This window comes from Bradyrhizobium sp. WYCCWR 12699 (genome assembly GCF_032144035.1).
Taxonomy (GTDB): Bacteria; Pseudomonadota; Alphaproteobacteria; order Rhizobiales; family Xanthobacteraceae; genus Bradyrhizobium.
This window is the reverse complement of record NZ_JAVTJN010000006.1, coordinates 1-15,141: the sequence shown is the minus strand read 5'-3', so window position 1 is coordinate 15,141 and position 15,141 is coordinate 1. Positions and strand designations below refer to the sequence as shown.

Annotated in this window: 13 protein-coding genes; 6 read left to right on the top strand and 7 right to left on the bottom strand. The window is 64.7% G+C overall.

Translation table 11 applies throughout. The features are described from left to right. The first annotated feature begins 46 nt into the window (after positions 1 to 46). From RPS27_RS06880 to RPS27_RS06870, 3 genes are all read left to right on the top strand, one after another. Positions 47 to 1,831, top strand: a complete 1,785-nt coding sequence (locus RPS27_RS06880) for a NirA family protein (protein ID WP_212068624.1) — start codon at positions 47 to 49, stop codon at positions 1,829 to 1,831. Continuing rightward, positions 1,828 to 3,438, top strand: a complete 1,611-nt coding sequence (locus RPS27_RS06875; protein WP_212068625.1) for a sulfite reductase subunit alpha — start codon at positions 1,828 to 1,830, stop codon at positions 3,436 to 3,438. The genes RPS27_RS06880 and RPS27_RS06875 overlap by 4 nt, the downstream gene beginning before the upstream one ends. 299 nt (positions 3,439 to 3,737) lie before the next feature. Further along, on the top strand, positions 3,738 to 3,890 hold the full coding sequence (locus tag RPS27_RS06870) for a hypothetical protein (protein ID WP_198172553.1): 153 nt from the start codon (positions 3,738 to 3,740) through the stop codon (positions 3,888 to 3,890). A gap of 84 nt (positions 3,891 to 3,974) precedes the next feature. Here the strand turns inward: RPS27_RS06870 and RPS27_RS06865 are convergent, their stop codons facing one another. The 3 genes from RPS27_RS06865 to pxpB are packed head-to-tail and all read right to left on the bottom strand — an operon-like array spanning position 3,975 to position 6,545. Next, complete coding sequence (locus RPS27_RS06865) at positions 3,975 to 4,745, bottom strand: LamB/YcsF family protein (protein ID WP_212068626.1); 771 nt, start codon at positions 4,743 to 4,745, stop codon at positions 3,975 to 3,977. Between the two features lie 34 nt (positions 4,746 to 4,779). Beyond that, positions 4,780 to 5,817: a biotin-dependent carboxyltransferase family protein gene (locus RPS27_RS06860; RefSeq protein ID WP_212068627.1), complete on the bottom strand. Its 1,038-nt coding sequence runs from the start codon at positions 5,815 to 5,817 to the stop codon at positions 4,780 to 4,782. Then, positions 5,814 to 6,545, bottom strand: coding sequence for a 5-oxoprolinase subunit PxpB (gene pxpB / locus RPS27_RS06855; protein ID WP_259209411.1), 732 nt, complete (start codon positions 6,543 to 6,545; stop codon positions 5,814 to 5,816). The genes RPS27_RS06860 and pxpB overlap by 4 nt, the downstream gene beginning before the upstream one ends. A 256-nt stretch (positions 6,546 to 6,801) precedes the next feature. On the opposite strand from pxpB, the gene RPS27_RS06850 reads away from it, so the two are divergent. The 3 genes from RPS27_RS06850 (at position 6,802) to RPS27_RS06840 (ending at position 8,414) form a co-directional block, all read left to right on the top strand. Further along, the gene (locus RPS27_RS06850; protein ID WP_008564879.1) at positions 6,802 to 7,500 is read left to right on the top strand and encodes a ribonuclease activity regulator RraA; all 699 of its coding nucleotides are present in this window, start codon (positions 6,802 to 6,804) and stop codon (positions 7,498 to 7,500) included. 24 nt (positions 7,501 to 7,524) lie between these two features. After that, positions 7,525 to 7,929, top strand: a complete 405-nt coding sequence (locus tag RPS27_RS06845) for a cupin domain-containing protein (protein WP_028144578.1) — start codon at positions 7,525 to 7,527, stop codon at positions 7,927 to 7,929. 68 nt (positions 7,930 to 7,997) lie between these two features. After that, on the top strand, positions 7,998 to 8,414 hold the full coding sequence (locus RPS27_RS06840; RefSeq protein WP_313753942.1) for a hypothetical protein: 417 nt from the start codon (positions 7,998 to 8,000) through the stop codon (positions 8,412 to 8,414). 159 nt (positions 8,415 to 8,573) lie between these two features. Here the strand turns inward: RPS27_RS06840 and RPS27_RS06835 are convergent, their stop codons facing one another. The 4 genes from RPS27_RS06835 to RPS27_RS06820 form a co-directional block, all read right to left on the bottom strand. After that, positions 8,574 to 9,815 carry a hypothetical protein gene (locus RPS27_RS06835; RefSeq protein ID WP_212068630.1) on the bottom strand — a complete coding sequence of 414 codons (1,242 nt, stop codon included), beginning with the start codon at positions 9,813 to 9,815 and terminating at the stop codon, positions 8,574 to 8,576. A gap of 23 nt (positions 9,816 to 9,838) precedes the next feature. Continuing rightward, positions 9,839 to 11,416: a CHAT domain-containing protein gene (locus RPS27_RS06830; RefSeq protein ID WP_212068631.1), complete on the bottom strand. Its 1,578-nt coding sequence runs from the start codon at positions 11,414 to 11,416 to the stop codon at positions 9,839 to 9,841. Then, complete coding sequence (locus tag RPS27_RS06825; protein ID WP_212068632.1) at positions 11,413 to 14,268, bottom strand: PAS domain-containing protein; 2,856 nt, start codon at positions 14,266 to 14,268, stop codon at positions 11,413 to 11,415. Before RPS27_RS06825 ends, RPS27_RS06830 begins: the two co-directional genes overlap by 4 nt. A 380-nt stretch (positions 14,269 to 14,648) precedes the next feature. Then, the coding region (locus tag RPS27_RS06820) for a DUF2147 domain-containing protein (RefSeq protein ID WP_313753941.1) at positions 14,649 to 15,141 on the bottom strand (493 nt) is incomplete at its 5' end.

Genomic DNA, 15,141 nt, shown 5'->3' with positions numbered 1-15,141 from the left:
GTCCGTCGATGCCACCCAGGTGGCCGCAGGAGCTTCGTTACCGACCATGAAAATCGATACGCTCGCAGTCGACTTTACCGACGAGCAGAAACGTTATCTCGAAGGTTTCACGACCGGTCTGCAGATCAGCCGGGTCGGGCGCGGCCTGGGTGGAGGCGGCGGCGGCAAGGCGAATGCCGAGCCTGTTGGCCCCGATGCCGTGCACATCAAGGCGCAGGACAAGGTGATCGCGTCGGGCAAGAAGCTCGCCGACCAGGAGAAGTTCAAGCGCGACGAGCATCCCTTCGATGCCTATCCGCGGCTGCGCCAGCAGGCACTCGACAATGCGCCGCCGAGCCCGGCGGACAATTTCCGCTGGCGCTATTACGGCATCTTCTACGTCGCGCCGACGCAGGACTCCTACATGAGCCGGCTGCGGATTCCGAACGGCATCATGAAGCACTGGCAGCTGTCGGGCCTTGCCGATCTCGCCGACGAGTTGTGCGGCCCCTATAGCCACGTCACGACGCGCGCCAATCTCCAGCTTCGCGAGATCCCGCCGAAGCATGCGATCAGGCTGCTCGAGGGCATCCAGGATCTCGGCCTGTGCTCGCGCGGCTCCGGCGCCGACAACATTCGCAACGTCACGGGGACGCCGACGGCCGGCGTCGATCCTCAGGAAATCATCGACACGCGCCCCTATGCGCGCGAGTGGCACCACCACATCCTCAACGACCGTTCGCTGTACGGCCTGCCGCGCAAGTTCAACGTCGCCTTCGACGGGGCCGGCAGGATCGCGGTGCTGGAGGAGACCAACGACATCGCGTTTACGGCGTATGAGGTGAAGGACGGTTTCGGCGTCGAGCCGGGCGTCTGGTTCCGGCTCGGCCTCGGCGGCATCACCGGGCACAAGGATTTTGCGAAATATTCCGGCATCATCGTCAAGCCGGAGCAGGCGACCGCCGTTGCCGACGCCATCGTGCGCGTGTTCATCGAACATGGCGACCGCACCAACCGCAACAAGGCGCGGCTGAAATACGTGCTCGACGCCATGGGCCATGACGGCTTCCTTGGGCTGGTCGAGGAGCGGCTGAAGACGCCGTTCACGCGCGTGCCGGAGGAGGCATTTGCGCCGCGACCGGCCGCCGACCGCATGGCCCATGTCGGCGTGCACAAGCAGAAGCAGGATGGCCTCAACTGGATCGGCGTGTCGCTGACGCTCGGCAAGCTCAGCTGCGACCAGATGCGGGGCCTCGCCAAGATTTCGCACGACCTCGGCGACGGCGAGATCCGCCTGACCGTCTGGCAGAACCTGCTGATTTCAGGGGTGCGCGATGAGAACGTCGAACTCGCCATTGCAGCGATCAAGCAGATCGGGCTCGCGGTCGAGGCCTCGCACATCCGCGCCGGCCTGATCGCCTGCACCGGCAATGCCGGCTGCCGCTTCGCTGCCGCCAACACCAAGCGCCATGCCGCCGAGATCGGCGACTGGTGCGAGCCGCGCGTTGCGATGGACAAGCCGCTCAACATCCACGTCACCGGCTGCCACCATTCCTGCGCGCAGCATTACATCAGCGACATCGGTCTGATCGGTGCGCGCGTGCCGGTGAATGAGGACGACACGGTCGAGGGCTATCACCTGTTCACCGGTGGCGGGTTCGGCCCCGACGCCGACGTCGGGCAGGAGGTCTATCACGACCTCAAGGCCGAGGACGCGCCGAAGACGGTCGAAAAACTGCTCAAGGCCTATATCGCCCATCGCTCGTCGCCTGACGAAACCTTCCTCTCCTTTGCGCGCCGCCATGACGGCGAAACACTGCGCAAGCTTGCTGATGCCGAGGTGTCCTCATGAACCAGATCACGCCTCCGCCCAGGCTCGATATCATTCCCGCCAGCGCACCGTTCTCCGATGCGCAGCGCTCCTGGCTGAACGGCTTCTTTGCCGGGCTGCTGTCGCCTGACGTCGCCGCGCCGCTGTCGGCCGAGCAGGGCGCAGCCGTCATGCAGGGCGCAGCCGGTGACGGCGACGACGGCGAAGCGCCCTGGCACGACCAGACCATGCCGATCGCCGACCGCATGAAGCTTGCGGAAGGGCGCCCCGTCCGCCGCAAGATGATGGCGGCGATGGCGCAGCAGGATTGCGGCCAGTGCGGCTACAATTGCCACGACTATTCGGAAGCGATCGCCAGTCGCAGCGAAGCACGGCTCAATCTCTGCGTCCCCGGCGGCAAGGAAACCGCGCGGATGCTGAAGTCGCTGTACGAGGAGCTCGACAAGGCCCCGGCAGCCAAAGCGGCGGACAAGCCTGACGCTCCGGCGCCGGCCGTGACGGTCACGATCGCAGAACCCGGCCGCTCGCGCGACAACCCTGTGGCCGCGACCTTCCTGTCGCGCCGCTTGCTCAACAAGGGCAAGTCGGAGAAGGAAACCTATCACATCGAGTTCGATCTCTCCGCGAGCAAGCTCGACTACATCGTCGGCGACAGTTTCGGCGTGTTTGCGCGCAACGATGTCGGCCTCGTCGACCAGATCATCGCGCTGCTTGGCGCCTCCCACACCACCAAGGTCAACGGCAAGACGCTGCGCGAGGTCTTGATCGACGACGTCTCGCTGTCGCCGGCACCCGACACGCTGTTCGAGCTGATCTCCTTCATCACCGGCGGCGCGGCGCGCGAGAAGGCGCGTGCGCTGGCACAGGGTGAGGATCCCGATGGCGATGCCGCGACGCTCGACGTGATGGCGGCGCTGCAGAAGTTCTCCGGCACGCGGCCGCATCCGGAGGCCTTCGTCGAGGCGCTGGAGCCGCTGCAGCCGCGGCTCTATTCGATCTCGTCCTCGCACAATGCGACGCCCGGAAAGCTGTCATTGACCGTCGATTCCGTGCGCTACATCGTCGGCAAGCGCAAGCGGCTCGGCGTTGCCTCGACCTTCCTCGGCGAGCGCATCAATGAGGGCGAAGAGCTCAAGGTCTATGTGCAGAAGGCGCACGGCTTCGGCCTGCCGCAGGATCCGAAGACGCCGATCATCATGGTCGGCCCGGGCACCGGCATCGCCCCGTTCCGCGCCTTCCTGCTCGACCGCAAGGCGACCGGCGCGCCCGGCAAGAACTGGCTGTTCTTCGGCCACCAGCGCAGCGATTGCGACTTCTTCTACCAGGAGGAGCTCAATGCGATGAAGACCTCGGGTCTGCTGACGCGCATGTCGCTGGCCTGGTCGCGCGACGGCGAAAAGAAGTTCTACGTTCAGGACCGCATGCGCGAGGTCGGCCGCGAGGTGTGGACCTGGCTCGCCGAAGGCGCGCATCTCTACATCTGCGGCGATGCCAAGCGCATGGCCAAGGACGTCGAGCGTGCACTGGTCGACATCGTCGCCCAGTTCGGCGCGCGTTCGACCGACGAGGCCGTCAGCTTCGTCGCCGAGCTGAAGAAGACGGGTCGTTTCCAGGCGGATGTCTATTAGGGACGACTTCGTGGGGTGGGTTAGGCGTAGCCCACCTCTTCTGCCACGGCCGATGCAGAAGTGGTGGATGACGCCTTCGGCTGATCCTCCCACCGAAAGCTGTCATCCCGCCGCCATCGATCTCGGTTCCAGCTCGGTCGGATCTTAACGAAAAAGATTCTTGGAACCGGCGCTTGGAAAGAATTTGCACCTGCAAGAGGGCTTTTGGAGAGAACCCTCATCGCTATTTGCTCGGAAGTCTTGCCTGATACCCCGGTTGATCCCTCATAATCCCGCAAATGGGGCGTTGGAGATCGACCATGCGCGAACTATCGGCGGAAGCCAGGTTGCACTTTTACGCGCGCTCGCTCTCGCGGCAGACCAGAGCGAACGCCCATCATCTGGCGCTTTACAGCGCGTTTGCGGTAATCGCGGCCATCGTGCTCGGGTCGTTGTCGGTGCACCCGTTTTAGGATGTCGTTCCGGGGCGGCGAAGCCGGACCCCGAACCTCGAGATTCCGGATCTGATGCTGCGCATCATCCCGGAATGACCATCATCACGCCCCGCGCTTGAACGGCGCGACCTCGATCCCCGCATCCTTCAACGCCTGACGCAGGGTTCGCGCGATCTCGACGGCGCCGTGGGTGTCGCCGTGGATGCACACCGTGTCCGTGCGCATCTTGATCACCTTGCCCGTCACCGAGACCACTGCGCCGTTCTGCACCATGCGCACCACGCGCTCGGCAATCGCCTTGGCATCATGCAGCACCGCGCCGGGCTTCTTGCGCGCGACGAGGTTGCCGTCGTCCTCATAGGCGCGGTCGGCGAACACCTCGTGCACCATCGGCAAATTGGCGTCCTCGCCGGCCTTCACCAGCTTGGAATTGGCGAGCACGACGAAGATCAGGCTGGGGTCGACCGCTTTGATCCCCGCGGCGATCGCCTTCGCGGTCATGTCGTCCTCGCAGGCGACGTTGGAGAGCGCGCCATGCGCCTTGACATGCGTGACCTTGTGCCCGGCCGCGGTCGCGATCGCCTGCAGCGCGCCGATCTGGTAGGCGACGAGGTTCTCGATCTCGGAGGCTTTGAGGCCCGCGATCGGATGCCGGCCGAACCCATGCAGGTCGCGATAGCCGGGATGGGCGCCGACCGAGACGCCGCGCGCCTTCGCAAGCTCAACCGTCCGCCGCATGATGTCGGGATCGCCGGCGTGGAAGCCGCAGGCGACGTTGACCGAGCTTGCGAGCTCGATCATCGCGGCGTCGTTGCCCATCTCCCACGCGCCAAAACCTTCCCCGAGGTCGCAGTTGAGATCGATCGTCTTCATGGGTGCTCTCCGCCTTCCGGTCTTGATGTTACGCTTAAGGCTCCGCGGTGACCTGCCAGGTGCCGGCATCGATCGCGTTCACCGCATGGCCGGCAACGTTGGCATCGCTGAGCGCCTCGATATTGAGCGCGACGCTGTCGGAGGAGCGCAGGCGATCGGGCAGGGCGCGGATCAATTGCGCGAACTTCTTCGCCTCGTCCTGTGCCTCGGCCATGCTGACGGCCTTGAAACGAAACGCCGTTCCTGCCGAGGTCTGTGCGAGGCGGCCGACATCGGCCGTGATGATGGTTGCGATCTTCGGATAGCCGCCGGAGGTGCCGCGGTCCATCATCAGCGCGATCGGTGCGCCGTTGCCGGGGACCTGGATGCTGCCGTTGACGGTGCCGTCGGAGACGATGTTGTGGCCGTGCAGATGCTTGATGGCGGGGCCTTCGAGCCGGTAGCCCATGCGATCGGAGGTCGCCGATATCTTCCACTCGCTGTCCAGGAACAGCGCCTTGTTGGCGTCGTCGAACTCGTCGTCCTGCGGCCCCAGCAGAACACGGATCGGGCCGCTCACGGGCTTCGGCGATTCGATGCGCATCTCGCCCGCGCCGCTCGCGGCATGGACGTTGAATTCGTCGCCGGCCTGGAGCGGGCGCGGGTAGGGGCTGCCGAGGCCGGCGCGGGCATTCACCGCGAGACTGCCGAACACCAGTTCGCCCGTGATGGCGCCTTCGATCGCCAGATAAGTGAAGGCGCCGCCGCGGGCAAAGCCCAGCGTCAGCGTCTCGCCGTCCTTCAGCGTCACCGAACTGTCCATGGCAACGGGGTTTCCGGCGACATCCGCGTTGCGCGGCGCGCCTGAAATGGCGACGCGCACGGCGCCGTCGCGGGCGGTGAAGGCGGCGCCGAACGGTCCGATCTCGACGGCGGCCGCGAACGGTTCGTTGCCGACGAGCGTGTTCGCCGCAGCCAGCGACAGCCGATCCATCGCGCCGCTGACTGTCAAGCCATAGCGCTGCGCGCCGAAGCGGCCGCCGTCCTGGACGGAGCTTGCCGGGCCGATGCTGGCGACGACGAGCCGGCTCATGCGACCACCTGCTCGGCGACGAGCTCGCCGGCCTCCGCGGCGCGATCCAGCTCCTCGAAGGTCTTGTGGTCGATGGCGAAGAACGTCACGCGATCGCCGGGTTCGGTCAGGAAGGTCGGGTTGCGATGGAGCTGATAGGTTCGCACCGGTGTGCGGCCGAGCAGATGCCAGCCGCTGGGGGCGGCGAGGCACTGGATGCCGGCCTGGACGCCGCCGATCGAGATCGTGCCGGCAGGCGTCAGCAGCCGCGGATTTTGCCGCCGCGACATGTGCAGCGATTTGTCGAGGCCGCTGAGATAGGACCAGCCCGGCGTGAAGCCGATCATGGCCACCTTGTAGTCGCCGCCGGCATGCCGGGCGACGATGTCGTCAGGCGTGGTGCTCAGCGCCTTGGCGACATCCTCGAGGTCGATGCCGTGCTCGCCGCCATAGGCGACGGGAATGCGCCAGCGGCGCGCCTTGGTCGCCGGCGGCGGCGGCTGGATTGCAATTGGCAGCAGCTTCTCGCCGAGCGCATCGAAACCGATCTTGCAGGGGTCGTAATGCACCAGCAGCGAGCGATAGGTCGGCACGGTCTCGGTGATGCCGTCGATGGGGCTTGCAGCCAGCGCCTTGTCCAGCGCCAGCACGCGCTGGTTCGCATCCTCGTCGATGGTGCGGCTGAACTCGACCGTGACGGCGCTGTCGCCACTGGGCAGAAGGCGGGGCGGGGGAAGCGTCGCGGCCATTGGGCTGTCGAAGAGCTGTCGAAATCGGGCTGGAAAGCGCGGGCTCGACCTTGAGTTCCGCGTCACCCCTGCTTCGCGTAAATGCGCCCGCAAGTCCAATAAATTAATGCAGGGGGAGGCGATAAAGCCTTGTTATCGCGTCGCATAAAGGCCCATCGGCCCTGCGTAATTGCTAGCCTCTTGGCCCTTGACGCAAGGGCTGCGGCTCGCAAGATGCGCGCGTTCTTTCCCGCACCTCCGGAGCTCTGCTGTTTCCATGTCGCTGTCCCCCGAAGCCCGCAAGACCCTCGCCGGCATCACCACTGCCACCATCACCACGGTCCTGCTGAAGAAGGGCCTGCGCAATGTGTGGATGCGCGGCGCGCGGCCGCTGCGCCCCGGGCTGCCGCGGCTGGTGGGACCGGCCTTCACGCTGCGCTTCGTACCGGCGCGCGAGGACCTGGCGACGCCGGAATCCTGGTCCTCGCCGATCTCCACCCGCACCGCGATCGAGGCGATGCCCGACGGCTGCATCGCCGTGGTCGACGCCATGGGCATCACCGATGCCGGCATCTTCGGCGACATCCTCTGCGCCCGCATGGTCAAGCGCGGCGTCACTGCGCTCGTCACCGACGGCGTGGTGCGTGACGTCGAGGGCGTGCTCGGCACCAATCTGCCGGTGTGGTGCGACGGCTATGCCGCGCCGCCGTCAGTTGCGGGCCTGACTTTCGTCGGCTGGGGCGAGCCGATCGGCTGCGGCGGCGTTGCCGTGTTTCCCAACGACATCGTGGTCGCCGACCAGGACGGCTGCGTGCTGATCCCGCAGGCAATGCTCGACCACGTGCTCAACGAGGGCGTCGAGCAGGAGCGCATGGAAGCCTGGATCGTCAACGAGGTGAACAACGGCGCGGTGCTGCCGGGCCTCTATCCCATGAACGCCGAGACCAAGGCGCGCTACGCCGCCAGCAAGAAGTAACCGTGAAGCAAGCGAGGTAATCCCATGGAGATCACTGTTGCAGGCACGCGGCCGACCCGCCGCGCGCCCAAGGAAAACTTCACCGGCACCGTATGGCAGGACCCCGTGATCATGGCGCCCGCGCCGGCACGGCTGAACTGCTCGCGCGTTGCGTTCGAGCCGGGCGCCCGCACCAATTGGCACCATCATCCGCTGGGGCAGACGCTCTACGTGATTTCGGGCGTCGGCCGCGTCCAGACCAAGGGCGGTCCGGTCAGGGAGATCCGCCCCGGCGACACCGTCTGGATTCCGCCGGGCGAATTGCACTGGCACGGCGCCTCGCCGACCAACGGCATGTGCCACATTGCCATGCAGGAAGCGCTCGACGGCGTGTACTCGACCTGGCTGGAGCCTGTCACCGACGCGGAGTATGGCGCGGCGCTGGGCTAATTCGGGTGCCCCGGACAAGACGCATCGCCCGAAGGCGATGCGTCGCTGAGCCGGGCCCAGAGATTTTAGTGACCAAGATGCTGGGTCCCGGCTCTGCGCAGCAGCGCCAACGCGCTGAAGCACGTCCGGGACGCAGCGACTACATCCTCTCCGCCGTCCACGTGCCCGTGCACAGCGCGCCGCGCCACGTGCCGGAGCCCGAGGTGCCGCTGAGGCGGCCGAAGCCGACGGCGCGCTTGATGCCCGTGCTCAAGGTGACGTTGATGCTGCCGGCATCGGCCACGCGGCCCGATGCCGTCACCGCCGCGCTCGTCGATGCGATCTGCCCATTGTTGATACCGATCGCGACGGTGGCGCCGTTGCCGCAGGTCTCGCTCGAGGACGAGATCCGCACATTCCAGGCGCCGTCGAAGCTGGTCGATGCCGCATTCGCTTGGCCGCAGAGCAGGGGGACGGCGCAGATCGTGGCGAAGATACCCTTGTAGAGATGTCTCATGACACGCCCCATTGGCTGAACCTGCCGGGCATCGTGTCACGACACGGAAGGGACCGATGTGAGGGGGGTCACGCATGCGGACGGTGCCAGCGCCCGCGTCCGGACGCCGTCTCATCGGCCAGGCAGAGCCTCGAAAGGCTCGTGCACCTCACTGTCTTGCTGTCACGGCACGATTGATCACGCGCGCCAGTGAGATGGCGGAGTCCGTACCGACCGGGGCGGCCTTGCCGACCGTCTTTCGCAGTGCGAAGGCCTCGGACGCAAACAGCCTGTCCGGGTCCTCCGGGGCGTCCTTGATGCCGGTCAGCAGGCGGATCTGCATGCCCTTCAGAAGCTCCGTCACGGCCGGTTTGGCGGTCGCCTTGTCGGCTGCGTCGGCCAGAAGAGCCTCCTGCCAGCCGCGGTGGGCATTCTTCGGCGTCACGCGCTCCACGAGCTTGTCGTAGCTGGTCTGGTAGGCGCCGATGGCGACGAGACGATCGTTCTCGGCAAGTTCCGGCGATGTGATCACCTCGGAGCGCAGAGCCAGCATCTGCTCGTCCGCATGCTCCAACTCACGCTTCATGATGCTGCTTGCAACACCTTGCCAGTGTCGATGAAATCCGAGCTGGGTGAGGGGATTGATCGTATCAGGCCCCTCGGGCAGCAGGCTGGCCGTGAACTCGATGGCCAGGAGGCAATAGTCCAATCCGGAGACACGTTGGCCGTCGAGCAGCAACCTGTCGTCGGTCACCACCAGCCGCTTGGCAACCGCCTCGTCGAGATCCGAGCCGGCAACCAGGAGATAGCCGCTGCGGCCGAGCGCATTGCCGTCGGCATACGAGAACAAGGGCGTGACGATGTTGAGCGCGAACAGGCCGGCGACTCGGTCGTAGATCTTTTCAGCCACGCGCAACCCCTCGGAAACCCCAGGCGCGAGCCCGGTCTGCGTGGTCAGGTCGGCGGCCAATTGCAGGACCTGCTGAGCGACGTCGTGAAAGGGAAGGCGGAACAGGCCGACGAACAGCGACAGATTGTCCTGCTTCATGGGCGCGCGCCTGACGGCGTAGATGTTCTTGAAATCGACATAGCCAGGAGCGGCGCCGGCCGCCTTCAGCTGGGCGGCGATCTCGTCATTGCTCAAGATCGTGGGCCGGCGCTGGCGCCCGTCGCCGAAGCTGAACTCGGTGAGCACGACGCCGAGCGGAAGGAACGAGCTGAAGAACTTGCCGCCTTCCCGCAAGCCCATTTCGACCATGCGCACCCCGAAGTAACTCGCTTCGGGCACGAAGGTCTGTCCAGCCGTCATTGCATTGCCGCCGCCCGAAGCGACGTAGCCGACATAGGGGCGCCGCAGCTCGCGGCTCGCCCAATGCTCCACGACGTTCTTGAGTGTGGTCCAGACGGTCATGACAATCATCCACTACGAGCGGTTCACAGGCAGCGTGCTGCCCAATCGGTCGACTGCGCCAGCAGGATCGGCGAGAGCCAGATCGGGCTTTCCTCGTCGTAGTTCAGGCTTTCCCACGATGCGCGGCACGCCTTCCGGAACGCGACGCAAACCGACCGCGTCTTGTGGAGTTCGTCATAGAACTCCTTGGCGAACTGCGGCGCGCGTTCGTCCTCGACATTCCATCGAAAGCCCAACGCATAGGGGATTCCGTTCATCACCAATTGCTGAACGCAGCCCTTCGAGATGCCACGGCAGGCCGAGAGGTAGACCAGCGTCGTCGCTGACAGGCCGTCGGAGGCCGCCACCCTATCGAGTTTCAGGCCGATCGCCTGCTCCGGCTGCATCCCGGGAAGGACCAGGGTCGCGGTCTGCTGGCCATCGCTGAAGGCGTGACCGGCATAGTGCAGAATGGTCGGCCGGAATGCGTCGAGCTGCTTCAGCAAATAGGCGGCCGCCTCGCCCGGAGGGGCATCCGACAGGTTGACGACCTTCAAATCGAAGCAGCCCGCGGCGCCCAGCTCTTCCACGTGCTTCAGCTCGATGTCGATATTGCCGAGCTTGTCGAATCTCTTGCCGGCGCAAATCGCGCTGTCGAGTTTCATATCGGGATGCTCGCCGATCTGCGAACGCACGAACATCAGTTTTGCGCCCGGCTTGATCCGCGCTCGCTCGCTGGCCCTTCCACGGACGAACGAGGGAATGCGCCGGACAATCGGCGCATAGAGAAGCACGAATGGTCCGTTTTCCTCCGAAAGATATCGGACGCTCGCCTCGAAGGGCACCGGGTAGAAGCCTGCGTCGCTGATGACAAATCGGAACGACAATCCCACCAGTCCACCCGCGGACTTCTCGATCTGCGAGAACAGATGTTCGCCGATCGCTTTGACGACGAAGCTCTTGAACAGGCGTGTTCCGACGTCGCGCGTCTGGCCGAGCCAATTGTTCGGCGGCATCTCATCGCGCGCATAGGCCAGAGCTGCAGACTTGAGGTCATCGAGATCGCTGATGGTGTTCCAGCGAAGCATCGAGCAGCCGTCCTCACCCGTTCCGAGCCGGCATTCCACCTTGGCGCTGTGGATTTCGATCTCGACCACCCGGAATGCGCCCGGAATGGCGTTCGTCTCGTCGGGGTGACCAGTGAGCATCGCAATGAACGGGCGCAGGATCCGGTGCCGGTGCAGCTGCAGCGCGTCCATCGGCAGGATCAACGCATTGCCGGCGGCTCTGCACTCTTCCTCCAGGTCCGCGCAGGTCCCGAACGAGGGGGCGACCACCAGCACGGAGGTGTGCGGGTCCTGTGCCAAAACCACGGTGTTGAGCAAGTGCTTTGCACCGAGAGTCGTGCGGGTGTCGTAGCCTGCGCTCGGGTCGATCGGCAACCGGGCATCGAGCACGAGCAGTTCGGTCTCGTTCGCGATGAGCCACTCGCTCGTCTGCGCCGGGGTCATCAAGGGCTTGTCGTACAAGTCCTCCGGGGCCACGCCTGCCGCGAGCAGATGTCCCCGCAGGGTTTCGAACATGTTTGGCTCGGCGGTGGCGATCGCAATCTTGGCTGTCATACCGGTGCCTCCTGCGCGCACAATGGCAGTTCGAACTCGAATCCCGTGCCGTCCAGCTCAGCCAGGGTGCCGTCGTGCTGCTCGACGGTCTTGCGTATCGCCTCGACTGCGATGCTGGCCATCTGCCGTGCCCGGTGCTGGCTCTGCTCGATCGGGTCCACAGCCGACGGAGCGACGGTGTCGGCAATCGTCGCGGGCAAGCGCATGGATACCGAGAGGCGATGCGGCTGCCGTTCTGAGATCGTGACGGTCAGCTTGTCGTTCGGCGTGATGCGCAACGACAAGAGGGAGCTGAGGGCGGAGCGAAACGCAAAGCTCAACCGCTTCGTCCAGCCCCTGACCAATAGGGCGCGTCGGATCGCAATCTCGTCGACGAGGTGGATGGCCTCACGATCCTCGACGGGAAGGCCCTCGACCTCGTGATAGAGGACTTCCAGGACGTCGAACTGTTCGGGCGCTTCCTGCGGGGTCTGCTGAACGACAAGACGCTCGGCCAGGCGCTCGAAGGTCAGATCGGCCCGAAGCAAATGGTTGGCCGCCTGCTCGAGCAGACCGGAGCAGTTTCTCATGAGGTCCGGCTTGCCGAGGAGCGAGGCGGCGCTGCGCAGCAGGCCATCGGCCATCAACAGCGGAGCGCGGGTCTCGCGCGCGACAGCCGTGACGGTTTCCTCCAGATAGCCCCAGTCGCTCTCCCGGCTTTGGTCGGCGAGGCTGGTGAATAGCCAGAGCTGATGACCATAGTCGTCGTTCAACGGCTCGCGATTGGCGAGAACCGTCAGCTCGGTGCGCGGCGCATCTCCGATCGCCAAATGGACCCGCAGCCGGTGCTGGATGCCGGTTTCCGCCAGTTGGACGGAGTCTTCGTCCCGAGCGCCAAATGACGAGAGCTTCTTGTCACGTGCCTGGCCGAAGATGTTCGCCGCGGCACCATTCATGTGGCAGATCGTGCCGACGGCATCCACGATGACGGCTGCCTGCTCGATCCTGTTCATGAGCGCATACTCGATCGCTTCGTGCCAGCGAGCCGCAAAGATCTGTTCGCAGTCGGCGGCAAGCCCGCTTGCCGCGTCCCGATCAGGTCCGCGGAACGCGTTCAGCTCCGACGATTCCATGTCCAGAATGAGCTCGATTTTGCCGTTCACGAACAGAGGCACCGTCATGGCCGATCGTTGATCGGGGGCGGTCTGGATGAAGCCGTAATTCCGCTCGGTGTCGCTGATATCAGGAACGACGAGAATGTCCCGCGCGGTCAGGCAGCTGCCGAGCATGCCGCTGGACAGTTCCTGAGTGTATTCGGCCTTGCGGTCGGCCGCTTTCACCAAAAGGTTTCTGTCGTTCTTGACGTGCTCGGAAACCAGCACGAACCTGCTGCGCAGGCGATCGACCCGGAACACGCCGACATATTCCCAGCCCAGGCATTTCGTGGTGCCGGTGGCCAGCAGTTCGGCGATGGCACGCGCACTCGGCGCCTTGTTCAAGTCATCCTTGAGCTTGCGCAAGGCGTGCGCCTGAGCATGTTCCATGGCAGCGTTTGCGGCCTGCAAGATCTCCTCGACGCCGAGATTTTGCAGCGTGCGCAGGTCCGCGGCGGTGTATTTGTGCTTGCGGGACAGCAGAGCCAGCGAGCTTCCGAACCGGCCTCCCGCCTTGCGTATCGGCAGCACGAGCATCGACTCGAACTTGTCGTCGATGATGGCCTTGCTCACCGGATTGTCTTTTTCCTCCGGATTGCGGCTCTCGACGAACCCGGCCAGATCATTGTCCCACGTCTTGCCCTGCTCGAGCCACTCGATCACGCCAGGCGGCACCTTGAACCAACGCGTGCTCCACTCCCAGCTGGGTCGTGGAGAGACAGTGACGGCTCGCCAATAATCGTTGAGATCGTTGTAGACCCCGAACGTGCACATTTCGAATGGGATGACCTTGCCGATCGCCTGAAGCGTCGCCTCGATGATCTCTTGCGGATCATCGTGCCCGGCGAGAATCGTCTTGAGCTCATGACGCGCGCGATCCTCGGCAAGAGGAGCGAACAGCACCAACAACCCTGCCGAGCTGTTGGGTGCTTCCATGTAGGGCGTTCCGCTGACCCTTGCCAGAACGGAACGACCGTCTTTTGGACGGAGCCGGACGAAGCTGGAGAAGCCGGTCTGCTTGGTGAACCATTCGGCGAACAGGTTTGTCGTTCCGTCGTCGTCTGGCCCGAACACGTGAGAGAGCGACATCTCCTTGAGCTCTGATTCCGAGAACCCCAGGACCTGCGCGGCTCGCTCGTTCGCGAACCGGATCTTGCCGGTCAGGTCGGTGCGCAGCACGCCATCCTGCAAGGCATCGAGGCGGCTCTGTTCCGCGCTCTGATCGAGCAGGAGGGCGTAATTGCCCGGCTTGCCGTCTTCGTCGCGCAACGGGCCGATCTCGACTCTAACCTGACGAACCGTTTCGCCGGTCTGGATGTCGGCCCGCAAGCTCGTGTTGTGATTTGCCCGGAGCGCCATGTACACATCGGCCGCACGGGATCCGAACAAGCCGGAGAAGGGAGCGCCGCGTTTGCCGGGAATGAGCTTGTCGAATGCCGCATTGGAATAGACGATGCGACCGTCATTCGCCAGTTCGACGAAGGGAATCTCGCTGTAATGCGCGGCTTCATCAAGCGCGTCATACCGCTCCGACAATACGTTCAGCACGGTGTTTTGCGATTGCAGGATTTTGCCGACGGTGTGAGCGTCGAAGCCGAATTCCGAGACGAGCATTCGGGCTTGCTCGTTGACCAGAGGCTGCAGCGCGGTGGTCAGGCTGGTCTGCCGATTTCGGAGCGCGCCGATGACATGGCGCCTGATGACTTCCTCCGACGTCAATGAGCGAGGGCCCCAGTCACCTGAGACTAGCGATGGCGTCGCACGGAGTTCCTCCATAACAACCTCGCTCGCTTACGCATACCGGCGCCGACAGAGCGTCGAGAAACGGCTCTTTTCGGTCTACTCATCTCGGCGAAACGGTGCCTACTGCGTAGTATGAAAGTCGCAAATAGTCTGGCTATCAATTCAGACTAGAAGCAACGACCGCGTGCGGAGTATGAAATGGTTCACAATGGAGCCCTTGAATCGAGCAAGCGCACGACATCGGGCTCCGGCTCATGGGCGGGAGATCGCGACTGACATCTGACAGTCGCGTCATCCATTGCAGCGAGAATCGAAAGAAGGTCAGCCGAGCTGTGCCATATTGACTTCGGCGCCGCCTAGTTGACCCGTGTCCAGGTCTGGCCGCCGCAGAACATGCCGCCGAAGGCGCAGCCCTGCACGCGCAGGCGATCGGTGCCTTTCATCGCGATCGTCGAATCATAGGTCGAGCCGGAGTTCGGATCGAGGATGCGCCCGGACCACTTCTGGTCCTTGCCGGGCTTCATGTTGATCAGAACCTGCTCGCCGTTCTGGTTCGATTTGCCGTCGACCGAATAGCCGCACAGATTGGTGCCGCATTGCTCGATGCGGACCTTGCCTTCCTTCTCCTCGGTGAGCCAGACGCCGAGCGGTGAATTGAGATCGCGCGTGGGGGCGGCTGCTGGAGCGGGCGGGGCGACGGCAGCGGCCTGAACGGGGGCAGGGGCCGGCGCGGGCGGAGCCGGTGGCGCCGCAGCAACTGCCGGGGCCGGCGGCGGCGCGGCGGGCGCTGCCTGCTGCTCGACTGGCGCAGGTGCCGGAGGAGGCGCGGCCGGCGGCATCACGGCGGCA